This window comes from Arthrobacter sp. (genome assembly GCF_030540645.1).
GTDB lineage: Bacteria > Actinomycetota > Actinomycetes > Actinomycetales > Micrococcaceae > Specibacter.
In genome coordinates, this window is the sequence record NZ_JAUNVV010000054.1 from 1 (window position 1) to 24,308 (window position 24,308).

The window sequence follows — 24,308 nt, forward strand, 5'->3', positions numbered from 1 at the left end:
GAGCCGACGGCGGAACCGACGGTCAAGCCGACTGAGCCGACTGTGAAGCCGACGAATGACACCAAACCGGCTGCAACTGTGACTGCTACGGCGGACACCGACAGCGATCTGGCAAACACCGGCAGCAACACAGCCGGCCTAGCGTCTTTCGCCGCGCTGCTGCTGCTTGTTGGCGGGGCCGTTGTGGGTCTCCGACTGCGCCGTGAAGGCCGCGGACGCAGGTCATAGATAAAAGTAGATCATAGCTAAAACACAAAGGGCCCTGTGCCACCTGATTATGGGTGGTACAGGGCCCTTTTGTGTTCTCGTCAGAGAGCGTGGCGGAAGCTTGGAGTCAGCGACACTGGAGGAACTTTCTTCCTCTTGGGCCGGCGTGCACGTCAGCAGACCTAAGCTGGACGTTTAGACAACAGTGCCAGTGAGAATGATGATGCAGCTGGGAGAACTCCGAACCCCTGGTGGGTGAGGCCAGCGCGTCAGGGTTTGGTCTTCGAGAACGAGGTCGCGAAGAATGTCAGGAATCCGCCGCCGCTGCCAGTCGCGCTCAGCCTGGCCTGCCTCTTGTTCCTTTTCCCGGGGAGCTGCAGACTGAACTGCCTTGATGGAGTAGGCAGAGGCACCGAGGTCGTGCTCAGGAACGTGAGCAACGCAGGCAGCTTGGCCCGCTGCGTACGCCGCAAAGCGCGCAGCGCCCCTCAAAGGTCGAGCAGCGCCCATGGCATGCCCGCCGATCGCACGGGTGTGCATCATCGTTGCTTGGCCGCGAGCCCAAGCCCGTGCCGCTTCAATCGCCTCACGAGGTCGGGAGTCCCCTCGGTTCGACTCCTCGAACAAAGGCAGCACATGTTCGGCACAGGCGGCCGCCCACACCGCGAGAAGCTGGTGGTCGGGTTCGGTGAGCGTCCCACCACGGCGCATGCTCACGAGACGAGGGTCCCGAACAATGGGGAGAATCATGCTGGAACTTTACGCCGCCAGTACGTGGCAATCGCCTGCTTGCAAGGTGACTGTGCCGCAGCAGTCGGACTTGGCATACGGATTTTCCTCTATTCTGCTCCGACCGCTTAAGCACGGAACGCTCCCTCGGATGTGAGGGAGCGTTCCGTGCGTGGTCGCACGTGCGGGGGCTGCAGGGGCCTTCCGGCTCCCGAAACCCCCGCATTGTTCGTGCTGGAGTTACTGCTGCACCCTAGTGGCGGGCGCCCTTCAGGGAAGACCTGCGCAGGGCTACCAAGCCACCGAGCAGGACCAGCGCTGCGCCGGCCAAGCCGAGCGGCAGCAGGCTAAAGCCCGTGCTGGCCAACCCATCGGAAGAAGATGCTCCCCCGTTGCCGGCCGCGGTGCTTATGACCGAAGTCGTGCTGTTGCCCGTGGTGCTGCCACTCTGGGTGGTGCTGGCAGCGACCACCGTCAACGGAATGCTGACCTCGGTGGCTTCCCCTGCAATATCCGTGCCGGTGATGACAACGGTGTGCTTGCCAGCCGGCACATTGGCTGGCACGGTCGCTGTCAGGGACACGGTGCCATCAGCTGCAACGACGGAGGTGCCCAGCTCCACCGGGGTTGAGTGCAGCGTGAACGTGGCGGTGGTTCCCGGCTTGAAGTTCTGTCCGGTGATGGTCACTGCCTGGCCTGCCGCAACTGTGCCAACGTTGGTGCTACCTGTGGCATCCTCACCATCGATGCCGGTGGTCGGCTCGGTGGTCGGCGCCGTGGTGGGTTCCGTGGTTGCCGGAGTGGTCGGCTTCGTGGTGGGTTCCGTCGTCGGGGGAACTGCGGCGGTCACCGTCAGTTTGAGCGTGGTCGAAGCCCCGCCCGCCGTGGCGGAAATCGTGTAAGCGCCCGCCACAACGGTCGAGGGGATGGTAACAGACTTGGTGGCCGAACCTTGGGCATCAGTCGTGACAGTACCCAGAGCTGTTCCGCCCGGGGTCAGTGCCAGTGTTACCGCAGTGTTGGCCGGGAACCCCTTCAGCGAGACCGACAGGTCCTTGCCAGCTTCGACGGTGCCGGATTGTGCCGTCAGGGTCGGAGTGGATTCAACCGGTGCGTCCGGGAGGACGCCGCCAATGTTGACTTCCGCACCACCTCCGAAGCTGTTGCCAGCGATGGAGTTCAGGCCCACCAGCTTCACGTAGCGGCCAACCTTGCCTCCTTCAATGGTCACCACCTGGGGACGGGCAATGTCTGCGAAGGAGCCTGATCCAACCTTGGTGCCAAAGTCGGTGGGGCTGTCGGAGACAAAGATCTCGTAGTCCTTGATTTTGCCGTTGGTGTTGGACTGGCGCTGGGTGTATTCGAAGCCCGTCACGGAGTAGCTCTTGGCCAGGTCAAAGACAACGGAGTGCGGGAACTCCTCTGTGCCACCTTTCCATTTGGTGTGCCAGAAGGAGTCCACTTTGCCATCGAGCAGAGCAGCAGCAGGACCGTTCGGTGCGGTTTCGCCAGCTAGTTCCTGGGACGAGACCGAGGCGATGGAGATCTCGCTCTGCGTGATCTTGTTCGGCAGTGGAACCACACTTGACTCCACATCCAAAGTGGTGCTGGCCGTGCGCTCACCCTGCGTGGCAGTGAGTGCATTCTTGCCCGTGTAGGTGCTTGGGTAAACCGGCATCTGCAAGGTCACCTTGCCTTCGGCATCGGGAAGGACAGTACCGACCTTGTTGCCGCCTAGGGTGAGTGTCACATACTGGCCGGGTACGAATCCGGTCAAGGTGGTCAATGCCCGGTATCCGGCGCGGACGGTGGAGGTAGTTGTTTCCAACGTGGGGGTTTGGGCTGAATCCCAAACGTAGGGAAGCTCAGGGTCGGCGGTGCCGGGAGCAACAACCACGGTGAACTTTGCCGTTGTTCCGTTAGTTGCCGTCAAGGTCCCTGTGTAGTTTCCTGCTGTGGCGTAGCTGTGGGTTCCCTGCAACTGGTACAGGCTGCCGGAGGACATGTGGTTGCGTGCCGTGTTGGCAACGAAAGTTGCAGCGGTGGCGGCTGTACCATCACCCCAGTTGATGCTCGCACCAAGATTGCCCACGATGCTCGAGGCGCTCACGCCGTCGGCGTCGTCAACCGAGTCAACGGCAATAGAGGAGCCATCGGCCGATGCCTTCGTGCCAGGTGCTGCCAGCTGTCCAACATTGAGGTTCAGAGCCTTGCCGGGGGAGACAGCCACGGGCAGACCTGCCAGCGCGGAGTTCCACTTGGCTTCGTTGCCGTCATAGAAATTGGTGCCATTGGCCAGCATGCGCGTGCCCATGCCTGCCATGCGGACCTTGAAGTCAGTGACATTGCGCTGCGCCTGAGGAGTCCAGCCAATTTCGGCAAAGGAGATCACGCGTGGGAAGATCATGAATTCGGCTTGCTCTCCGCCGCGGATCGTCTCGGACCACTGCGGGGCCTCAACACCAAGGATGTCTGAGTCGGGAAGGTTGACCCCGGCGTCCTGAACCACTGCAGCTGGGTTCCAGTTGTAATACGTGGGGAAGTCGCCCATTCCGGCCCAGGTCAGGCCAATCGGGGTCTTCGAGTTGTACTTCATGTCCAGATACGCCGTGGAGCCATTGGAGACCATGAGCTTGGCGCCCTTGTCCTGGATGGCCTTCAGCGTGTCCTCGGTCCCGCCAACCCAGTACTGAATGCCGTCGCCTTCTTCGAGCCCGCCGATGGCGACCTCGTTCCAGCCGATGGGCTTCTTGTTCAGGTCGTGGATGATTTTCACCGTCTTGGTGATGAACTCGACATAGTTGTCGTGTCCCGTTACATGGGACTCATCGCCGCCAATGTGGATGTAATTGCTGGGTGTCATGTCCGCAATCTGTCCGAAAACGTGCTCAAGGAACGTCCACGTCTGCGGTGCTTTGACATCCAAGGTGGACGTTCCTACATTGCCGGTACCATCCGCGGGAACTACTCCCCATTCATCAACGCTCGGCTTGGTGCCGGCAGTGTTCAGCTGGGGAATTGAGTGCAGGATGGCCGAGGTGTGCCCCGGAACGTCGATTTCCGGGATGACTTCAATGTGGCGTTCGGCGGCATAGGCCACCAAGTCCTTGTATTCGTCCTGGGTATAGAAGCCCGTGTAGCCGAGGTGGTCCATATAGGTGCGGTTGAACTGGGTCATGGCCGATTTGCCACCGACCTCAGTCAGAAGGTTGTAGTCAATGTCATCGCCGGCTTTTTTGCCGTCGTTGGTGATCTGGATGCGCCAGCCCTGATCGTCGGCAAGGTGCATGTGTAAAGTGGAGATCTTGTAGGCAGCCAGGGAATCGATAATGGCCTTGACTTCGGCAGGGGTCTTGAAGTCGCGGGCTACGTCAAGCATCATGCCTCGCTTGTCAAAACGCGGAGCGTCGGAGATTTCCACGGCTGGAGCAGACCAGTTGGCGTTGACCTTGGTTTTTGACTCAATGAACGCCGGGAAAAGTTGGCGCAGGGTCTGGATGCCGTTGAAGATACCGTCATCGGTCGCCGCGGTGACCTTGGCACCCGTGAGTGCGTCGACGCTAAGCGTGTAGGCCTCTTCCTGAAGCTGAGCCCCCAAATTGGGGATTTCGCCAGGGGTTTGAAGCAACACGATGTCGTCCGCGTCGCCCGTTGTGCCGTCCACTACGGGCAGTTCAAGGCCAGTGGAGGTGCGCAAGATATTGGCGAGGAAGCTGGCACTCGTCTTGCTGGCGGCGGTGTTGGCCACGATGCGCGAGCCTGCCCCAAGATTGAAGGGTGCCTCATCCGGGGTTTCCATGTTGACCGGCAGCGGGATCAAGTTGATGGGCTCGGCAGCAGGGGTTGGTGTGGTGGCTTCTTCGCCGTCCCACACTTCGAATTCCCACAGGGAGATGCCATATTTTTTGCCGTCGATCGGCGTGCGGTCGATACCCTGCATGCGAACGTACTGGTAGGCGCTGCCAGCAACGCTGGCGTTGAGTTTCTGCACGTCGCGCGTGTTGCAGGTGGGTGCGATCTCGCCTGTGGCGTCGACGAAGTCCGTTCCGTTGGTTGAGATCTGCAGCTTGTACTTGGCGGCGCACGCCTTTTCCCAGACGATGGCTACATGGTCAATGACGGTCGGCGCAGCCAACTTGACGGTGATGTGGGCATTGTCAGCCGTGTTAGAGGACCAGCGGGACTGCTGGGCGTTGGGCTTGGTGGCATCCGTGTCGCCGTCAATGACAAGGGCGGGACCCCACTGGCCTGCGACTTCCTGGCCGGAGGAGCTCACCGTTGCGCCGGCTGAGGCCAGCGCAACGTTTTGGCCGGCAGCAGCCGGGACGCCCCAAACTTCCATTTCAAACAGTGAGATGCCCCATTTGGTGCCAGCAATGGGCGTCCTGTTCACGCCCTGCATGCGCACATACTGGTATTTACTGCCAGCCAAAGCCGCAGCGATGGTCTGGGTGTCGGGGGTTTCCGGAGCGCAGTTGGCACGGGAAATAACGTCCGTGGCATCCACAAAGGAAACCCCGTCTGTTGAGACCTGCAGCTTGTACTGGGCGGCACAGGCGGCTTCCCATTTGATGACGATCTTGTCGATGACCGCCGGCTTGGCCAGCTTCACTGTCAGCTGTGCATCGTCGGCATGATCCGAGGACCACCGGGTGGTTCCACTACCGTCAATGGCCAGGTCGGCACCATTGCTGGTGGCGGACTCATTGCCGGAGGCGGTGACGGTTGCCCCGGCCGAGGCCAAGGCAAGATTGGTCGACGCGGAGTCGCCGGGAGCCGCCACCACGGGCGGCGCCGCCATGGTTAGCAGCATGGCAGGGGTCACCACCGCCATCGCTAATGTTTTCTTCCACATGGAACGCACGTATTCATCCTTTGCTGAAACGGGAGACACAAATCACACAAGGGTGATGTTATCCATATCAGAAAAGGAAGGAAAGGCGCTCGGACGGTATTACGTGCCAGGGGGTGGTCCAAAACGGCGTGCGTGGGGCGCGACCGGCTGCAACACTGGCACCAGCGGCTGAAAATGTGTCAGCCGGGCAGATACATGCCGCACGTTGAAGCGCCGCCATCTAGGCATATTTGCCGAATACAATGCGCCGCCTCCATGAAAATTAGAAGCGGCGCACCTGCTGGCCGAGCAGTCCGGGCAGCCCGAAACGCTGTAAACAATTCTTACAAGGTTACGGTTGCCGCATCGTATTCAAGCCGGGGAAGGCGTGGGCGATCGATAACATCGCTAGGGCGCCCAAGGTTTACCACCATGAAGGATTTACTGTCGGAGTCAGCGTTGAACTCACAGTCGAGTCCCGCAGCATCGAAGCCGGTCATAGGCCCGGCCGCCAGTCCTGCGGCACGGGCGGCCATGATGAAATATCCCGCTTGCAGGTGGGCGTTGTTCACGGCCATGAGCTTGCGGGCGTCGGGGTTCGACTCAAAAGTCGGCACCATTGAGGACATGTGCGGTGCCGTGGTGGGGAGCAGTTCATGCCATTCGGGGGTGTAGCTCAACACGGCAACCATGGGTGCGGCGAGGGTTTTGGCCCGGTTTCCGTCGTTCATGTGCACGGCCAGGCGGCCACGGGCTTCAGGCGAGCGGACCCACGTGATGCGCAGCGGCTGGATGTTCATGGCAGTCGGGCCCATCCTGGTCAATGCATAAACGGCCTGGAGGGTTTCCTCGGCTATCTCCCCATCCGCCCAGTTGTTGGCGGTGCGGGCCTCAAGGAACAATGCTGCCGCAGCTTCCTTGTCAACAATGAGTTCATGGTGAATGTCCGGTTCGGTGGCAACGTCAAGGCTCATGTGATCAGCTTTCTCTAACTCCAGTGAACGTTCTTCGTGTCTTACAGCGCTGGCAAGGTCCTAAATGTTTCCAAATTGGCCGTGAAGTGGAACACACAGGCGTTGCTGTGCCATGATGCGGGCAGTGGCCAACGCAAAGGAGCGGCAGTTTTATGACGACATGGGTTATTCGCGATTTTCATGCACAAGACGTTGAGGGCATTCTTCAGCTGTGGCAGGCTCTGCGCGAAGACGGCGTCGAACCGGTCTATGACCTTTCCGAAGTGCTGGCATCTTGTGAAAAGGACCATGCCGTGGTGGCGGTCCAAGGTGAGGAAATTGTCGGAGCCGCCGTGGGGCGTGCAGCGCACGACCAGGGCTGGATCGTTTTTCTTGCCACCCGCCCCTCCTTCCGCGGCCGCGGGATAGGCACGTTGCTGCTGGCCGCCGTCGAACGCCGCATGGCCAGCTACAGACTGAACAAGCTTTCCGCACTCATGCCGGAGACAGAAACCCGCGTTGAAGCTTTCAGCAACCGGGGTTTCGTCGTGAAAAAGAACCTTCGCTACTTTGAACGGCGCATCCCCGTACAGCGCGCTGAACGCGGTGCGCTTGAGGACCTTGGCGGCAGAATCCTGCCACGGGACCTCTGGGACCGCGTCGCGGGAATGAGCGCTGAAAAGGAACTGCTGGAGCGCCGTTTGGTCCTGCCTCTGGCCAAGTCGGAACTGGCTGAAGAGTTTGGTGTAGTGCCGCCGCGCGCCGTCGTCCTGTTTGGTCCGCCCGGCACGGGCAAGACCACCTTTGCCAAGGCCATCGCTTCCAGGCTGGAGTGGCCGTTTGTGGAGGTGTTCCCGTCGAGGCTGGCAGGGGATCCCGGTGGACTCGCCGGAGCCCTGCGCCAAACCTTCCTGGACATCGCGGAGTTGGAGCACGCTGTGGTGTTCATCGACGAGGTGGAGGAGATCGCGTCGCAACGTTCGGGGGAGCCGCCCTCCCCGATGCAGGGCGTCACCAATGAGCTGCTCAAGATCATCCCGGCCTTCCGCGACCAGCCCGGGCGAATCCTGGTCTGTGCCACGAACTTCATCCGGTCTCTGGATTCCGCTTTTCTGCGCCACGGCCGCTTCGACTATGTCATCCCGATCGGGCTGCCCGACGAGCAGGCCCGCGCTGCCATGTGGCAGCGGTTCATTCCAGCCACAGTCGCCGGGCAAATCGACGTTCAAATGCTCGTGGAGGCCAGTGCCGGCTTCTCACCGGCCGACATTGAGTTTGCTGCCCGCAGCGCCTCCCAGCGCGCCTTGGAGAAGGCCGTGTACGACGACGATCAGCTCACCACACGCAGTGGCCCGGAAACGGCCGACTACTTGGAAACCGTCGCGGAGACGAGGGCCACGGTCAGCGACGCCGTGGCGGCAGAATTCCTTGAGGACATTGCCGCACTGGCAAGAACGTAGCCTGGGACCGCGTGGTCTTAGATCCAGCCCTTCTTCTTGAAGATCACATACATGACAAGGCCCACCAGGAACATCAATGTCAAGGCGAAGGGGTATCCGTACGCCCAGTGGAGTTCAGGCATGATGTCAAAGTTCATGCCGTAAATGGATCCCACAAAGGACGGGGCGAAGATGATGGCTGCCCAGGAGGAGATTTTCTTTACTTGCTCGTTCTCCGCGGCAGCGGCCTCATTTTGCCGGTTCGTGGTCAGTGTGCCGTCAACTGTCAGCGCATTTTGCAACAGCTGGCGGAAGGAGTCCGCCTTCGCCGTGACAGTTTCAACATGGTCTTCCACGTCCCTTAAACGCCGCTCCAGTTCAACGTTTGCACGGAATTTTTCAAAGCCGGCCTTGAGCTGTTGCAGGATGTCCTGCAAAGGATGGATCGCGCGCTGGAACTGGATGACTTCACGGGATAGCTGATAGATGCGCAGTGAGACGTGCGGCTCGCCGGCGAAAAGCTGGTCTTCGATCTCGTCAATGTCATTTTCCAAGCCAAGGATCACCGGCTGGTAGTCGTCCACCACCTGATCCATGATGGCGTAAAGTACCGCTTCAGGGCCCAGCGCCAGGAGTTCCGGGTCAGCTTCCAGACGTGTCCGGGTTGAGCCCAGGCCGGGGGTCTCGGCATGGCGGATGGTGACGACAAAGTCCGGACCGGTGAAAACGTGCAGTTCGCCAAATTCCACTGTCTCACTCTCATCGTCGTAGCGGGCCGGGCGCAGCACAGTGAACAGGACGTCGTCGTAACGTTCCAGCTTGGGCCGCTGATGGGCCTTGATGGCATCTTCCACGGCTAACTCGTGGAGTGAAAACTCGGATGCGAGCGAACGCATTTCGTCAGCATCCGGCCGGAACATGCCTATCCACGCCATGCCGTGGCAGGAATCCATCACCTCATAGGTTTGATCGAGGCTGTCGGGATTGGCGAAGCGTTTGCCGTCAACATAGACGGCATTATCAATGATGGTCACCTGCCTATTATGGGCGAGGGAGGTAGGACAATGCGTGCAGGGTCAGCCGATTGGTCCCGTGTGCCCCGGAATATGCTTGAAGACGAGGGTGGTTTCGGTATGACCCACCACAGGGTCGGTCGTCAGGTTGTCCAGCACCCAGTCACGCAATGCATCGGTGTCGCGGACGGCAATATGGAGCAGGTAGTCCACCGAACCGGAGGTGTGGAACGTGGAAAGCACCTCGGGCAACAGCGGTACCCGGGACGTGAAGGCATCGATCTGGTCCCTGTCGTGGGCGCGCAGCCGCACAGCGATGAGGGCCTGCACGGCGCGGCCGATCGAGGTGAGGTTCAGTTTTGCCTCAAAGCCTTCAATCGTTCCGCGTTCCATGAGAGCACGGGTTCGCATCAGTGCCGTTGACGGTGCGATCCCGACGGCGTCGGCGAGGTCCCGGTTCGTGATGCGGGCATCAGCTAGCAGTGTGTCGATGATCTGGCGGTCGACGGCGTCCAGCACCTCGGTTGACAGGTTACCTTGTGCTTGCTCGCGTCGAACGTTCTTCGCCGGTGTTGCCATGAGGCCCTCCAAGAGTCCTGAATTTCGTCGTAATACTGCCAAGTGCTGTATGCGTTCGTTCGCAATTCTAGCAAATTACCGAATATTTGATCTGTAGGAGTTTAGAGTTCGCGGAGGAATGCCTGCACCACGTCTGCAGCCGGAGCTGCCTGGGCGGATTTCCAGCCGGTGCCGGCCCATAGGTTGAGGGACTGTGGATCTGCGGCTGCCGCGGCAGCTGCCCGCAGCGGCGCCGTGAGGAAGTGTACTTCCGGATACGCTTCGGGGGCCGCCTGCGTAAAGGTGCGGACGAAGTCGTTCTCCAATGCGCGGGCGAGCTTTCCCGTAAAGGCCCTTGTCAGGGTTGTGCGGGTATAGGCGGGATCGGCCAGTGCGTCCTTGTGCAGCGACCTGGCCCCACTCTCATGGGTGCGGATCAAGGCTGTGCCGATGGCCACCGCCTGCGCGCCGGCAGCAAGAGCGGCCTTCGCGTTTGCTGCATCGCTGACACCGCCGGCGGCAACCAGCGGCAATTCCACAGCTGCACTCACCGCCGCAATCAGCTGTGGAAGTGTGCGGTTCTTGGCCGGATCGCTGGAATCTCCAGCTGCGGGGACGGGCAAAAAGGCTGCCGTATGGCCGCCGGCGTTGGTGTGCTGAACCACCAGGGCATCAACTCCGGTCTCAGCAGCGGCCAGTGCCTCTGGAACGCTTGTCACCGATGCGAGGACACGGGTGCCTGCCTTGTGCAGCTGGTCAACAACACTGGCCGGGGCCAAGCCAAAGGTAAAGCTGACCACTGGAACCGGATCCGCCAGCAGCAGGGCAATTTTCTCCGCCGAAAAGTCCTGCACACGCGGATCCTCGGCAGAAGGCAGTTCCTGCGGCAGCTCCGCGCCGTACCGGGCAGCCGTTGCCAGCAGTGCGGTGCGGTACGCATCCAACAAAGCGTCCTGCTCACGCGCTCGCAACTCCGCGGCAGGACGGGGGACAAACAAGTTGACGCCAAAGTCCAGGCCGCTGGCACGCAGAGGCGCAATGTGTGCGCGCAACTGTTCCGCGGTTTTGTACCCTCCGGCGGCAATAGCAAAAGCTCCGGCGCCTTGGACTGCCAAGGTGAGCTCCGGCGTCGTCGTTCCACCGGCCATGGGGGCTGCTATTAAGGGTGTGCTGAACATGCCACTAGTCTAGAGGCGTGGACAAAGACCCTCTTAACGTATCGACACGTCAGGCCCGCTTTGTGGGCTTGGACATTGGCGGCTCCAAAACCCGTGGAATCGTCTGGACCGGCGGCGCCGTCACCTCCGACCACAGCGTGGGAAGCACCAATGTCCAAAACGTAAGTGTGGAAACGGCTCGTGAAAACATGGCGGAGCTTTTTGCCCAGCTGGAGGCCGCCGGTGCCACTGAAGTCTTTGCCGGCGCGGGCGGTATTGACACGGACGACGACGCAGCGGCACTACGCAGCCTCATCGCACCTTTTGTTCCTGGTGTCCAGGTGAGCGTGGTCCATGACACCCGCTTGCTGCTTGCGGCATCGGGGGCCAGCGAGGGCGTGGCCGTCATCGCGGGGACCGGTTCGGCTGCCTGGGGCGTCAACGCTGAAGGGAAACAAGCCAGGGCCGGCGGCTGGGGATACCTGCTCGGCGATGAAGGCAGTGGCTACTGGCTGGGCCGGGAAGCAGTGCGCCACAGCCTGCGGCGGATGGACGCGGGGCAGCCTGCCGATGAACTCACGGCAGCCCTGTTGGAATACTGCGGACTTGCTCACCCAGGAGAGCTCATTCGTCATTTCCACCAAGACACCACTCGGCGTTACTGGGCTGCCGCGTCTCCGGTGGTCTTTGCCGCGGCAGCGCAAGGGCATGCGGAAGCGTGTGCCATGGTGGTGCAGGCTGCCGCAGACTTGGCTGGCATGGCGGCCAAGGTCGCTAGCCAGCTTGATATCCCGGGCCCCATCGTGCTGGGCAGTGGCATGGGCAGCAATGTCCCCGCCTTGCAGGAAGCGTTTAAGCTCCAGCTGGCCGCATTGGGACTCCATGATGTACACATCTTGCAACAGGACCCCATTTTTGGCATCCCGCTTCTAGTCGGCGCGCAGCAGCCTGCTACCTGAACTGCTCGTCCGGAACTTCAGCTGCCCGGCGGTGGGGGAGCGGTGCTGCTGCGGATCACCAGAGTGGGTGCCACGAGGTCGGGGGTCATTGCCTCTTCCGGGTGTGCAATCTGGGATACGAGGCGATGCACGGCACGGCGGCCCGTGTCTTCGAAAGACTGGCGGATGGTGGTCAGTGGTGGATTTGAGAATGCGGCCAGATCGATGTCATCGATGCCCACGACCGAGACGTCCTCGGGGATGCGCCGTCCCAGTTCAGTCAGTGCACGCAGCACACCAAAGGCCATCTCATCACTTGCCACCAAAATGGCGGTGACCTCTGGCATACGCGCCAGAATAAGACCATTGCGGTAGCCGGATTCCGGGCTCCAATCACCGTGAAGTTCCGGAGGCACTTCCCTCCCCGCTTCCTTCAAGGTTCGGCGCCAGCTGTTCAGGCGGCTGGCCGCATCGGACCAATCTGCGGGCCCAGCCACATGCCACACTGTCTTGTGGCCCAAGTCCAGCAGATGCCTGGTCGCCAAAACCGCGGCAATATCCTGGTCAACACCCACCATGCTGTCGCCCATGCTGGAGGAGCCGTCGGTGTTGACGGTGGGAATCCGTGCGGTGATGTGTCGAACCTGCTCGGCGGCGTCTTGCAGCGGAGCGGCGATGATAATGCCGTCCACGCCTTGATGCACCAGCCGGCTGACGGCGTCGGTCAGTGCAGTGGCGCTAAGGCTTGAGGTGACTGAGTTCACGGTGTAACCGGCTTCGCGTGCGCCCAACTCAATGCCGAGCGCAAGCGAGGACCGCGAATAATTGTTGGTTGCCAGCGTTAGCACGCCGAGGGTCCGGGACTTCCCGGTGACCAGGGCGCGGGCGGTGTTGTTGCGCCGGTAGCCGAGCTCTTCAATGACAGCCATGACGCGACGCCGGGTACTGTCTTGAACGTTGGGATGGTCGTTGAGCACCCGTGAAACTGTTTGTGCTGAGACTCCGGCTGCTGCGGCAACATCGCGCATAGCTGGCCCACGGGTGAACTGCTCGGTACTCATTGCTCTCCTTGGGATATGGGGTACGCTTGCCTGTTTAGGCACCGCTTCTTTTGGGCGAACCCAGCTGCAAGAAGGTTTGTTTACTTGTAACATACCGTGAATCCCCTATTGTTACCTACATCCTCGTTCGTTTAACCGAGGGTGTTCGCCTAAGATTGTTATCCATAACAGTTTTCTCTTTCTTCCTTTGGAACATTAGTGTAGGAGTCTAGTTGTCACAGTTCACGACCTTGTCAGGGGCAGCCCCTGGTGCATCAGTACTGGCTGCATCAATGGATACCGAGGCCGCGACTTCCGCACTGAGCTACGCAGATCGAATGCTTTTCAAGAACGGTGAGCCGCACCGCATCATTGCCGGTGCCGTCCACTACTTCCGTATCCACCCCGAGCAGTGGCAGGACAGGATTGACAGGCTTGTGGCCATGGGTGTGAATACCCTGGACACCTACATTGCCTGGAACTTCCACCAGCCTTATGAAGACGCTGCCCCGGACTTCAACGGTTGGCGGGACATCGCCCGCTTCATCAGCATGGCTGGCGATGCAGGCCTGGACGTCATTGTCAGGCCTGGCCCCTACATCTGTGCTGAATGGGACAATGCCGGATTCCCGTCCTGGGCCATCTCCAATCCTGACATGGTGCTGCGTTCCTCGGACCCATTGTTCACGGATGTGGTGGAGAAGTGGTTCGATACGTTGCTGCCAGTCATTGAGCCGCTACAGGCCTGCCATGGCGGCCCCGTGATTGCGGTCCAGATTGAAAATGAGTACGGCAGCTATGGCGACGACAAGGAATACCTGCGCTGGAATCGCCAGGCCCTGTTGGACAGGGGCATCACTGAAATGTTGTTCACGGCCGACGGCGGCACGGACTACTTCCTCGACGGCGGCGCCCTGCCAGACACGTGGGCAACGGCGACCCTGGGCTCGCGCGGGGACGATGCGGACACCGTCTGGGAGCGACGACGTCCGGGCGAGCCGTTCTTCAACGTTGAGTTTTGGAACGGCTGGTTTGATCACTGGAGCGAGGACCACCACACCCGCAGTGCTGCCGATGCGTCCGCAGAAGCCACGAAAATACTTGACCTTGGTGGCTCGATCTGCCTCTACATGGCCCATGGTGGAACCAATTTTGGGCTGTCTTCGGGGGCCAACCATGACGGCTCCATCCAGCCGACGGTTACAAGCTATGACTCCGACGCCCCGATCGCCGAGGACGGCCGCCTGACCGAGAAGTTTCACGCCATGCGCGAGGCCTTCCACACCGCATCCGGACGGGAGCTGACGCCCATTCCCGCCCACTTGGAGCACCCGGCACCTGTCATCCCGGCTTGTACCGTGGACATGCAGCGCGGCACGGCCCTGCTGGACTTTGTCCGGGCAGTGGAGCCGGTGCGCAGTGTCAAGCCGATGTCCTTTGAGCAGATGGGGTTGGACCGTGGCCTCGTTCACTACACTGCCCAGGCGGTGCTGCCCATGGGCGAAGGGACCATCAGAATCCGCGGCCTGCACGACAGGGCCTACATTTGGGTGGATAACGTCTACGCGGGCGTACTCACCGACGCCAACTGCCAAGAAGGCTTGAACGTTACCGGCACCGGTGAGCTTGCCGTGCTTGAGATCCTTGTGGAAAACCAGGGCCGCATCAACTACGGCCCGAATTTTGGCCAAGGCAAGGGCATCCTCGACGGCGTCCTGATCAACCAGCGTTACGTCTTCCATTGGGAGCAGCGCCCGATCAACTTGGAACAGCCGCTCACCGAACTGCTGCAAGTGGGGGTGGTGCAAAACGGTGCGCAGAATCCTGACAGCGCCAAGTCCACAGCGCTGGCCTCGGAGACTCGCGGGGCAGGCTGGTTCCACGGCGAACTGCGCCTCGAGCAAGCCGCCGATACCCATCTTGCCCTGCCTGGCTTTGGAAAAGGGCTGGTGTGGGTCAACGACTTCCTGCTGGGACGCTTCTGGGAGATCGGACCACAGGTGACCCTGTACGTTCCCGGCCCGCTGTTGCAGCCTGGCAGCAACAAGATCACGGTGCTTGAGCTTGAGCAAGGCGGAACGCAGGTACAATTCCACGAAGAACCCGATCTGGGCCTTACCGGGGTAACGTATGTTGAGGATTTGGGCTAACCGGAAACAAGTTTGAGGAGCAGGCAGTGGCGCATCGGAAACTCATGGCCGCACTGGGTGTGGCTGCGATGTTGCTGGGCACAACCACTGCCTGCACGCCCGAACCCATTGTGAACATCCCCAGTGCTTCGCAGGGGCCAAGTGAGCCTGCCCTGAAAGTCGGCACGCCCGTAGTGCCCGACGGCGTCAATCCGCAAGAAGGCGCGCTGCTGGCACACGTCTATGCCGCGGCGTTGAAGGCAGCCGGCGTCGAGGCGACTGTCGTACCCACTCCTGTGATGCCCAGTCAGCTCGTCACCAGCTTTGAATCCGGCAGCATAGACCTGATTCCGGTGTACTCCCGACTTGCCCTGTCCGGCGTCGACCCTGCGGCAGGTCCCGCTGTTGGTTCGGCTGCTGACTCGGTCAGTGCGCTCAAAGCAGCGCTGCCCACCGGCATCAGCCAGTTGGATGCGGCGAAGGCCGAAGACCGCAATGCCGTGGTGGTGACAGCCGTGACGGCAGAAAAATATCAGCTCAAGAGTCTCAGCGACATTGGCCAGGTGTGCGACAAGCTGATCATGAGCGGCACGGCGGCGTTCATGACAAAACCCAATGGACTGCCCGGACTCGGCAGCGACTACAACTGCGTGCCCAAAAAGTATCTGCCGCTGCAGCCCACCGCCAACTATAGTGCTGACAGCATCCTTTGGGCGCTGTTGCGCGATGACGCCCAGATGATCAGCATGCACACCTCTTCGCCGGCCATCGCAGACAATTCACTGGTGGTGCTTGATGATCCCAAGCAGTTGTTTCCGAGCCAGAATATTGTCCCTCTCGTGGCCACCGGGAAGGTGCCAGCCACTGCGCAAAGTGGTGTCAATAAGGTCAGTGCCGCACTGGGCATCGATGAACTGGGCAACCTGAACCGGCTGGCCCTTGACGGACATTATGACGCCGTAACGGATGCTGCCAGCGCGTGGCTGGTGCAACAAGGGCTGACAAAGGCCCATTCCTAGCCATTGCGCTGCATGTGCATGGCCGTTGCGTAGCCAAACATCGGCTGCGGTGTGCCATATTGGGTAAATGGCAGAATTCACCCAGTCCACCAAGCTCCACAACGTCCTCTATGACATCCGCGGTCCACTGCTGCAAAGGGCGCAGCAGATGGAGTCCGAGGGCCACCGGATCCTGAAACTTAATATCGGCAATCCGGCGCCGTTCGGCTTTGAAGCCCCGGACGCGATCCTGGTGGACATGATCCGTCACCTTCCGCACGCCCAGGGCTACACAGACTCGCGTGGTATTTTCTCCGCGCGGACGGCCGTGGTGCAGTACTACCAGACGCGCGGCATCCGGAACATCCACGTCGATGATGTTTATTTAGGCAACGGCGTCAGCGAACTTATTACGCTCTCCCTCATGGCGCTGCTGAACAACGGCGATGAAGTCCTGATTCCAACCCCCGATTACCCGCTGTGGACTGCCTCTGTGAGCTTGGCTGGCGGGCGTCCCGTGCACTACCTCTGCGATGAAGACAACGAGTGGTGGCCGGACCTTGAAGACCTTGCCGCGAAGATCACCCCCAAGACCAAGGGACTGGTGATCATCAACCCCAACAACCCCACCGGTGCCGTGTACCCAAAACACATTGTTCAGGGCATGGTCGACTTGGCCAGGAAATACGATCTGGTGGTGTTCTCGGATGAGATCTACGAGAAAATCCTGTACGACGACGCCGAACACATCAACACCGCCACCATCACCGGCGACGATGTGCTGTGCATGACGTTCAGCGGATTGTCCAAGGCGTACAGAATTTGTGGATACAGATCCGGTTGGTTGGCGATCTCGGGACCGAAAGCGTCGGCTGCCAATTACCTTGAAGGCATCAATCTGCTGGCCAGCATGCGGTTGTGCGCCAACGCCCCTGGGCAGCACGCCATCCAAACTGCTTTGGGCGGTCACCAGAGTATTCAGGACCTGATCCTGCCGGGTGGGCGGCTGCGGGACCAGCGCGATCTGGCCTACCGCATGCTCAATGACATTCCAGGGGTCAGCACCAACCAGGCAAAGGGAGCACTGTACCTGTTCCCGAAGCTTGACCCGGAAGCGTATCCCATCAAGAGTGATGAGAAGTTCGCCTTGGATTTGCTGGAATCACAAAAAATTCTGATTTCACACGGCACCGCCTTCAACTGGGTTCGTCCTGACCACTTCCGCCTTGTCACCTTGCCAAACCTTCTTGACTTGGAAGAAGCCATTGGCCGCATTGCAGAGTTCCTGAGCACATACAAACCCTAGCGAAAGGCTCCACCATGTCACTGCCCGTCGGCTTTAGCGACCACCCTTCCGAACTACTGCGGGTTGGGCCGGGATTCGTCCTGGCAGGGCAGCCCACGAATGTGGCTCCCGGGTTCTCGGGAAAGAAGTCCGACGGCGCAGAGACTCTGGCTGCACGGGCACCTGTGCTTGCGCAGTTACAGGAACAGCTGTTTGCCGAAAGTCGCTTTGGTGGCACAAAGTCCATTCTGCTGATTCTGCAGGCCATGGACACCGCTGGAAAGGGCGGAATCGTGGGCCATGTGGTGGGTTCAGTGGATCCCCAAGGTGTGAAGCTGACAACGTTCAAGGCACCCACCGATGAGGAAAAAGCGCACGATTTCCTCTGGAGAGTACGGCCAGCTGCGCCGGAAGCGGGCATGTTCGGTGTTTTTGACCGCTCCCACTACGAGGATGTGCTGATCCACCGTGTCCACGCATGGGCAGATGAAACCGAACTGCAGCGTCGCTACGACGCCATCAATGATTTTGAAGCGGAACTGGTTGCTGCTGGCACTACTATCGTGAAAATCATGCTCAACGTCAGCACGGAAGAGCAGCTGGAACGGTTGACCGCACGCTTGCAGGATCCCACCAAATATTGGAAGTACAGCCCTACGGACTTGGAAGAACGCAAGTTCTGGCCGGAGTATATGGACGCGTACCAACGGGTCTTCGAGCGGACGAGTACTGAACATGCTCCATGGCATGTGGTCCCGGCAGATAAGAAGTGGTACGCCCGCATGGCTGTGCAGGAAATTCTCATCAAGGCATTGGGAGGGTTGAACCTGCAATGGCCGGCGGGGGACTTTGACCTCGCCGAGGAACGTGCCCGCCTGAAGCACGCGTAAGCCAGAGCCTGCACGCCGTGGCCGCGTCAGGCCATGCACGCTTCAAGTCATAGCGGTGGGAGCTTTAGGATTCACTGGTGGTGCGGGCTGCGTCCAGCCGGGCCTTGGCACCTTCGAGCCATTCCTCGCAGCGCTTGGCCAAGGCTTCCCCGCGCTCCCACAGGGCGAGAGAATCCTCAAGGCTGGAACTGCCGGCCTCCAGCTTATTGACGACTTCCATCAGCTGCTCGCGCGCCTGCTCGTAGCTCAACTCGGCAACACCTGCCGAGGTGAGGTCTGCTGCCGTGCCGTTCGCTGCTGTGCTGTTTGAGGTGGGAGTGGGTGCGTCTTTTGAGGGGCTCATGCGTTTTCCTTTTTTGATGTGTTCGAGGTGGCTGGCGCAGGGCCGGCGAAGGTGTGCTGTGCTCCGGTTGCGGCAAATTCGCCTCCGGCTACGCGAATTTTCAGGGGTGTGCCGGCGGTGACCTGAGTGGGGTCGCGGACAATGCTCTTGTCCTCTAGTTGGACAACCGCATAGCCGCGGTCAAGGGTCTTTTGTGGCGACAAGGCTCGAACCTGGGCACGCAGATGGGCCAGACGGTCACCGTGGCGCCCCACCTGGGTGCGCACGGCGGTCAGGGCTCGGGCACGGAACGCGGTGACGTCGTCGTACTTGGTGGAAATCATGATGTGTGGATTCGCCAATACCGGGCGTGAGCGCAGGTATGCGAGGCGCTCGGATTCACGACTCAACAGGTCATGGATGCGCCGGTTGAGCTGCTGACGGGCTGCATCCACGCGCCGCAATTCATCCCCAACATCGGGAACAATGCGCTTGGCGGCGTCGGTGGGTGTGGATGCCCGCAGGTCCGCCACTTCGTCCAGCAGGGGGCGGTCGGCTTCGTGTCCGATGGCGCTCACCACAGGTGTCTGCGCGGCGGCAACGGCACGGACCAAAGACTCGTGGCTAAAAGCCAGCAGATCTTCCAATGACCCACCTCCACGGGCAATGACAATGACGTCAACGCGGGGGTCGGCGTCGAGTTCGGCCAGTGCTGCAGTCACAGCGGCAACCGCATTGACTCCCTGCACGGCTACCTCGCGGATCTCAAACTCCACGGCCGGCCAGCGCAGGGACGCGTTGCGTACAACGTCCTTCATGGCGTCGGAATTGCGGCCTGTGATGAGGCCAATCCTGTGGGGCAGGAGCGGCAGGGGCTTCTTGCGCCGGACATCAAAGAGACCTTCCGCAGCCAGAGCCTGACGCAGCTTTTCAATGCGGGCCAGCAAATCGCCCAAACCCACGGGCCTGATGTCCTGGCCCTGCATGGAGAGACGTCCGGTTTTGAGCCAAAAATCGGGCTTGAGTTGGGCTACGACGCGCGAACCGCGTTCCAAGGGTGCTTCCAGCCGGCCTAGAACTGAACCCCATACAGTGACGCTGAGCGAAACTTCGGCGTCAATGTCCCGCAGAGTTAGATAGCTCACATTGGCGCGTTTGTTGAGTTCAATGACCTGCGCTTCGACCCACGCCGGCGGGGCCTTCTCAATGTGTGCCTTGAGCTTCTGGCTGAGTAGTTGCAACGGCCAAGGGTTGTCCGGCGACGTCTCTGCCGCTGTTGCCGCTGTTGTTGCAATGATTTTGCGTTCAGGGGTTTCCGCCATGGGTGCAGTTCGCCGCCCTTCACTAAAAGTGTCCTGCCGGGCCGCCGGATGTGGCCCTGCACCAACTCTAGCTTTCACCGCCGACACTGGGGGTGAGGTATCCACAGGCATGCACTAATGTTGAAAATTATTATCGAATGTACTTGTGCTTTTCTAGGGACGATAAATGCGCACTGCGGGTTCAGCAATTCTTGTCATAATGGCGTTGGTATTGGCGGCCGTTGCCGGGCCGTCCCTGTGGCTGCAACGCAATGTAGTGGACCAAGACGGTTTTGTGGCGCTTGCCGGCCCGTTGGGCGGCGACAAGGAGTTCCAGGAAAGCCTCACTACGCTGTTGTCCGGCCAAGCCGCGGCATCACTGAACCTGCCGTCATTTCTGAATAAGCTGGCCGTGGAAATCATCAATTCCGCAGCCCAAAACATCTACAGCGATCCCGGATACCCGCAGGCATGGTCGGAAACTCTTCAGCGCAGCCACGCACTGACGTTTGCAGCAGCAGGAAAATCCGAAGTTGCCGAGGACTTGCAACTGGACCTTGCCCCCCTGGTGGACTTGGTTGCGGCCAAGGTCACTGCGGATGTGGGAGCCACCGTGCCCATTCCCAAGGAGGTCGTGGTCGGCATGGAACAGCCGCAAATCGCACGAGCTCTTCCACTTGCGGTCACGCTGGGAGGGTGGTCGGGCTGGATGGTGTTCATCGCCGTTGACCTTCTGGCGCTGGGAGTGATCGTGGCCAGGCGCCGTGCGCTGACCGTTGTTGCCAGCGGAGTGGGACTGGGAATCGTGGCGTTGCTGTGGCTGCTGGCCTCCGGCGCGGCTCAGCGCTACCTCTCCGCACTGGTCCTGGGACCGGGGTCAGCCACCCAAATTGGCGCACAGGTGGCGGAGCTCGCAAGAGACAGCTGGCAAGGGGGAATAACGCTCACGTTTGTTCTGGCAGGTGTGGTGGCGGCAGTCGGTGTCGCATCTCTCGTGGTGGGTCGCAGGCGCACAACGTAGGATGGTGGGCATGAGCACCACTGCCGTTTCCGTTCCCATGCCCACTGTTCCGCGCCGCCGCCGCACGCCGGAAGACATTGCCGCCGCTGCTCCAGTGAAGGGTGAAAAGCACGTACTGCTGGCTGCGCCCCGCGGTTACTGCGCAGGGGTGGACAGGGCTGTCATCGCTGTTGAGAAGGCGCTGGATCACTACGGCGCACCCGTGTACGTCCGCAAACAGATTGTGCACAATGTGCATGTGGTGTCCTCTCTTGAAGCACGTGGAGCCATCTTCGTGGACGAAAACGATGAAGTGCCGGAAGGTGCGCTGGTGGTCTTTTCCGCGCACGGCGTCTCCCCGGCTGTAGTCAAGTCCGCTGAAGAGCGAGGACTGCGCACCATAGACGCGACGTGCCCCCTCGTAACCAAGGTGCACAAGGAAGCCGTCCGCTTTGCCAAGGAAGAAAACCACATCCTGCTGATCGGCCACGAAGGCCACGAGGAAGTGGAAGGAACCTACGGCGAAGCCCCGGAGAGCATCACGATCGTCAACAATCCCGAAGAGGCCCGAACAGTCCACGTTGAGGACCCCGAACACCTGATCTGGCTTTCCCAGACCACGTTGTCAGTCGACGAGACAATGGAAATTGTTGAAATCCTGCGTGAACGATTCCCCAAGTTGCAAAACCCTCCCAGCGACGACATCTGCTACGCCACGACCAACCGCCAGTCGGCCATCAAGGAGATCGCCCCGCAGGCGGACTTGGTGATCGTGGTTGGATCCGCCAACTCCTCCAACTCCGTCCGGCTCGTGGAGGTTGCCTTGGAATACGGAGCCAAGGCCTCGCACCGCGTGGACTTTGCCAACGAAATCGACGAGACCTGGTTCGAGGGTGTGGCCACTGTGGGCGTCACCAGCGGTGCCTCGGTTCCTGAAATTCTGGTTCAGGATGTGCTGCACCTGCTCGCCGAATATGGCTACGGATCAGTGGAAGAAGTGGTCACGGCCCAGGAGGACATCCTGTTCTCCCTGCCCAAGGAACTGCGCGCAACGATGAAGGCAGCTGGCGACCCTGACTACAAGGGCATCCGGAGCTCCAACTTGATGTGATCAGCCAGCGGCACCCAGCCGGCCGGGCGCTTCGAACTCAGGCGCGGAAAGCCCCCGTGGTGCCACCTCAACAGGTGCGGGGGAGTCCAGGGTTTTAGGATCCATGGCGTTGAGCTTGCGGGCAGTGGGCAGAACTCTGGCTTCCAGCGTCCCCACTAGCTTGTTGTAGCGTTCGACGCTGGTTTTCAACGACACTCCCACGGCTGAAACCGCTTCACCCATCGTGCCCAGACGCGAGTACAACTGCGCCGAAAGTTCAAAAAGTTCCTTGGCGCTTTCCGTCAGCACATCCTGGCGCCACGTGAAGGCGACGGACTTCAAGATGGCCAGCAGGGAGATCGGTGAGGCAAGGACGACATTTTTTGCCATGGCGTAGTCCAGCAGCTCGGGGTCGGCCATGAGGGCTGCGGACAAAATGGACTCCACGGGGACAAAGCAAATCACCAGTTCTGGGGAGTTCCTTGCCGAAGTCCAGTACTGCTTGCTGCCCAGCGCATCAATGTGGGATTTGACCGCCTTCGCATGGCGGGCCAAATGTTGGCGGGCTTCGGCGCTGTCTTCCGGGCCGGCGTCGTGCGCATTGAGGAATGCACTCAACGGAACTTTGGCGTCCAAGACCAGCTCCTTGCCGCCAGGCAGCCTGACCACCATGTCGGGACGGTGCACGCCGTCGTCGGTTGCAGTGTGCACCTGCTCCTGAAAATCGACGTGGGAGAGCAGCCCGGCAGCTTCCACCACGCGGCGCAATTGCACCTCACCCCACTTGCCGCGGGCACTGGTGGAACGCAGGGCGGAAGCGAGGGAAGACGTGGTGGCCAGCAATTTGGCGTCGGCGTCCTTGGCCTCACGAAGTTGCTCGGCCAGCTGGCCGTACTGTTCCACGCGGTCGCGTTCAAGCAGCGAGACCTGACGCTGGACGGCGTTGAGTTTCTCCGCCACGGGTCCCAGGGCTTGGAGCACGGACGCGTCCGAGCCCTGTTGCGCCGTCAGGGCATGGTTCTGTGTGGACAACAGCCTGCGTTCGGCGTCAGCAGCGGCAAAACGGGCGTTCAAATCAGCCGCACGGCTGTGGGCTGCGTCCGCTTCCCCCTCAGCCCCGCGCAATCTGGCCAACAACAGCCGGGCCACCAGGGCAGCGCCCAGAAGCACCCCTGCCAACAACATCAAAACCGCTACAAGCCAGCCAATTCCAGTCATGGAACCACTTTCGCACGGGGCACTGACATTCTGCGTTTCACGGCGTTTCACCAAGTGGTGCGCGGCGGTGAAAGACTGGCAAAGCGGCGCAATAGGCACAAAAGCGGGCCCTAACTGTAGAATCACATACCGTGGCTCTTACTATTGGCATCGTCGGACTGCCCAACGTCGGCAAATCAACCCTTTTCAACGCTTTGACGCGCAACAACGTGCTCGCTGCGAACTACCCGTTCGCCACGATCGAGCCGAACATTGGCGTCGTCAACCTCCCGGACCCCCGCCTGGCACAGCTTGCTGGCATCTTCGGCTCGCAGCGCCTGCTCCCGGCCGTGGTGTCATTTGTGGACATCGCCGGGATCGTGAAGGGCGCCTCGGAAGGTGAGGGCCTGGGCAATAAGTTTTTGGCCAACATTCGTGAAGCAGAGGCCATCGCCCAGGTCATCCGCGTCTTTGACGACCCGGACGTGATCCACGTGGACGGCAAGGTTGATCCGCGCTCCGATATGGAGACCATCAACACCGAGCTGATCCTGGCTGACATGCAGACCATCGAAAAGGCCATCCCGCGCCTTGAAAAGGCCGTCAAGCTCAAGCAGCGCGAAGCCGCGGAGCTCAACGCCGTGAAGGCTGCCCTGACCGTCCTCGAACGCGGCGACACCATTTTCTCCTCCGTCAAGAGCGACAAGCTGGAGATGGAACACCTGAAGGAACTGAGCCTGTTGACGGCCAAGCCCTTCATTTACGTATTCAACGTTGACGACGCCGTCCTGGGCAACCCGGAACGCAAGGAAGAACTGCGCGCACTGGTGGCACCGGCCGACGCCATCTTCCTGGATGCCAAGCTTGAGGCCGACCTTGTGGAACTCGACGAGGACGAAGCCCGTGAAATGCTGGAGATGAGCGGCCAGGAGGAATCCGGTCTCGACCAGCTGGCACGCGTTGGCTTCCACACCCTCGGCCTACAGACCTACCTGACCGCCGGACCGAAGGAATCACGCGCCTGGACCATCCGCCAGGGCGACACCGCCCCACAGGCAGCCGGCGTGATCCACACCGACTTCCAGCGCGGCTTCATCAAGGCCGAGGTGGTCCACTTTGATGACCTGATGGAGGCAGGCTCCATGCACGAGGCCAAGGCCCGCGGCAAGGTTCGTATCGAAGGCAAGGAATACATCATGCACGACGGCGACGTGGTGGAGTTCCGCTT

The 24,308-nt window shown here is 60.7% G+C and carries 20 protein-coding genes; 10 read left to right on the top strand and 10 right to left on the bottom strand.

The window, feature by feature from the left end; genetic code table 11:
- On the top strand, positions 1-228 hold a 228-nt coding region (locus Q4P21_RS10835; RefSeq protein WP_303388781.1), incomplete at its 5' end, for an LPXTG cell wall anchor domain-containing protein.
- Positions 229-402: 174 nt separating this feature from the next.
- Here the strand turns inward: Q4P21_RS10835 and Q4P21_RS10840 are convergent.
- From Q4P21_RS10840 to Q4P21_RS10850, 3 genes are all read right to left on the bottom strand, one after another.
- Complete coding sequence (locus tag Q4P21_RS10840; protein WP_303388782.1) at positions 403-957, bottom strand: putative immunity protein; 555 nt, start codon at positions 955-957, stop codon at positions 403-405.
- A 232-nt stretch (positions 958-1,189) separates the two neighbouring features.
- Entirely contained in the window at positions 1,190-5,791 is a 4,602-nt protein-coding gene (locus Q4P21_RS10845) for a family 20 glycosylhydrolase (protein WP_303388799.1), read from the bottom strand.
- A 323-nt stretch (positions 5,792-6,114) separates the two neighbouring features.
- The gene (locus Q4P21_RS10850) at positions 6,115-6,744 is read right to left on the bottom strand and encodes a malonic semialdehyde reductase (RefSeq protein WP_303388783.1); all 630 of its coding nucleotides are present in this window, start codon (positions 6,742-6,744) and stop codon (positions 6,115-6,117) included.
- 152 nt (positions 6,745-6,896) lie between these two features.
- Between Q4P21_RS10850 and Q4P21_RS10855 the strand changes: the two genes are divergently transcribed.
- Positions 6,897-8,183: an ATP-binding protein gene (locus tag Q4P21_RS10855; RefSeq protein WP_303388784.1), complete on the top strand. Its 1,287-nt coding sequence runs from the start codon at positions 6,897-6,899 to the stop codon at positions 8,181-8,183.
- Between the two features lie 17 nt (positions 8,184-8,200).
- Here Q4P21_RS10855 and corA read toward each other — a convergent pair whose 3' ends face one another.
- The 3 genes from corA to Q4P21_RS10870 all read right to left on the bottom strand — a co-directional run bounded on the left by corA (position 8,201) and on the right by Q4P21_RS10870 (position 10,911).
- Positions 8,201-9,196 (bottom strand): magnesium/cobalt transporter CorA, encoded by a 996-nt coding sequence (gene corA, locus Q4P21_RS10860; RefSeq protein ID WP_303388785.1) that lies wholly within the window; start codon positions 9,194-9,196, stop codon positions 8,201-8,203.
- A gap of 42 nt (positions 9,197-9,238) precedes the next feature.
- Positions 9,239-9,754 carry an Lrp/AsnC family transcriptional regulator gene (locus Q4P21_RS10865; RefSeq protein ID WP_207344170.1) on the bottom strand — a complete coding sequence of 172 codons (516 nt, stop codon included), beginning with the start codon at positions 9,752-9,754 and terminating at the stop codon, positions 9,239-9,241.
- 101 nt (positions 9,755-9,855) lie between these two features.
- Positions 9,856-10,911, bottom strand: coding sequence for a nitronate monooxygenase (locus tag Q4P21_RS10870; protein ID WP_303388786.1), 1,056 nt, complete (start codon positions 10,909-10,911; stop codon positions 9,856-9,858).
- Between the two features lie 17 nt (positions 10,912-10,928).
- Between Q4P21_RS10870 and Q4P21_RS10875 the strand changes: the two genes are divergently transcribed.
- Positions 10,929-11,849 (top strand): N-acetylglucosamine kinase, encoded by a 921-nt coding sequence (locus Q4P21_RS10875; protein ID WP_303388787.1) that lies wholly within the window; start codon positions 10,929-10,931, stop codon positions 11,847-11,849.
- A gap of 17 nt (positions 11,850-11,866) precedes the next feature.
- Here the strand turns inward: Q4P21_RS10875 and Q4P21_RS10880 are convergent, their stop codons facing one another.
- A complete protein-coding gene (locus Q4P21_RS10880; RefSeq protein ID WP_303388788.1) occupies positions 11,867-12,889 on the bottom strand; it encodes a LacI family DNA-binding transcriptional regulator in 1,023 nt (340 codons plus the stop codon).
- Positions 12,890-13,101: 212 nt separating this feature from the next.
- Here Q4P21_RS10880 and Q4P21_RS10885 point away from each other — a divergent pair, with 212 nt between their 5' ends.
- From Q4P21_RS10885 to Q4P21_RS10900, 4 genes are all read left to right on the top strand, one after another.
- Complete coding sequence (locus Q4P21_RS10885; RefSeq protein ID WP_303388789.1) at positions 13,102-15,018, top strand: beta-galactosidase; 1,917 nt, start codon at positions 13,102-13,104, stop codon at positions 15,016-15,018.
- Positions 15,019-15,044: 26 nt separating this feature from the next.
- A complete protein-coding gene (locus Q4P21_RS10890) occupies positions 15,045-16,016 on the top strand; it encodes an ABC transporter substrate-binding protein (RefSeq protein WP_303388790.1) in 972 nt (323 codons plus the stop codon).
- Positions 16,017-16,083: 67 nt separating this feature from the next.
- Positions 16,084-17,301 (top strand): pyridoxal phosphate-dependent aminotransferase, encoded by a 1,218-nt coding sequence (locus Q4P21_RS10895; protein WP_303388791.1) that lies wholly within the window; start codon positions 16,084-16,086, stop codon positions 17,299-17,301.
- Positions 17,302-17,315: 14 nt separating this feature from the next.
- Complete coding sequence (locus Q4P21_RS10900; protein WP_303388792.1) at positions 17,316-18,170, top strand: polyphosphate kinase 2 family protein; 855 nt, start codon at positions 17,316-17,318, stop codon at positions 18,168-18,170.
- Positions 18,171-18,234: 64 nt separating this feature from the next.
- Here the strand turns inward: Q4P21_RS10900 and Q4P21_RS10905 are convergent, their stop codons facing one another.
- Positions 18,235-18,513, bottom strand: a complete 279-nt coding sequence (locus tag Q4P21_RS10905) for an exodeoxyribonuclease VII small subunit (protein WP_303388793.1) — start codon at positions 18,511-18,513, stop codon at positions 18,235-18,237.
- Positions 18,510-19,814 carry an exodeoxyribonuclease VII large subunit gene (xseA, locus tag Q4P21_RS10910; RefSeq protein WP_303388794.1) on the bottom strand — a complete coding sequence of 435 codons (1,305 nt, stop codon included), beginning with the start codon at positions 19,812-19,814 and terminating at the stop codon, positions 18,510-18,512. Before xseA ends, Q4P21_RS10905 begins: the two co-directional genes overlap by 4 nt.
- Positions 19,815-20,013: 199 nt before the next feature.
- Between xseA and Q4P21_RS10915 the strand changes: the two genes are divergently transcribed.
- Together Q4P21_RS10915 and Q4P21_RS10920 are read left to right on the top strand one after the other, a co-directional pair.
- Entirely contained in the window at positions 20,014-20,814 is an 801-nt protein-coding gene (locus tag Q4P21_RS10915; protein ID WP_303388795.1) for a hypothetical protein, read from the top strand.
- Between the two features lie 10 nt (positions 20,815-20,824).
- On the top strand, positions 20,825-21,904 hold the full coding sequence (locus Q4P21_RS10920; protein ID WP_303388796.1) for a 4-hydroxy-3-methylbut-2-enyl diphosphate reductase: 1,080 nt from the start codon (positions 20,825-20,827) through the stop codon (positions 21,902-21,904).
- Here the strand turns inward: Q4P21_RS10920 and Q4P21_RS10925 are convergent, their stop codons facing one another.
- The gene (locus tag Q4P21_RS10925; protein ID WP_303388797.1) at positions 21,905-23,101 is read right to left on the bottom strand and encodes a DNA recombination protein RmuC; all 1,197 of its coding nucleotides are present in this window, start codon (positions 23,099-23,101) and stop codon (positions 21,905-21,907) included.
- Between the two features lie 131 nt (positions 23,102-23,232).
- Here Q4P21_RS10925 and ychF point away from each other — a divergent pair.
- On the top strand, positions 23,233-24,308 hold a 1,076-nt coding region (ychF, locus tag Q4P21_RS10930; RefSeq protein WP_303388798.1), incomplete at its 3' end, for a redox-regulated ATPase YchF.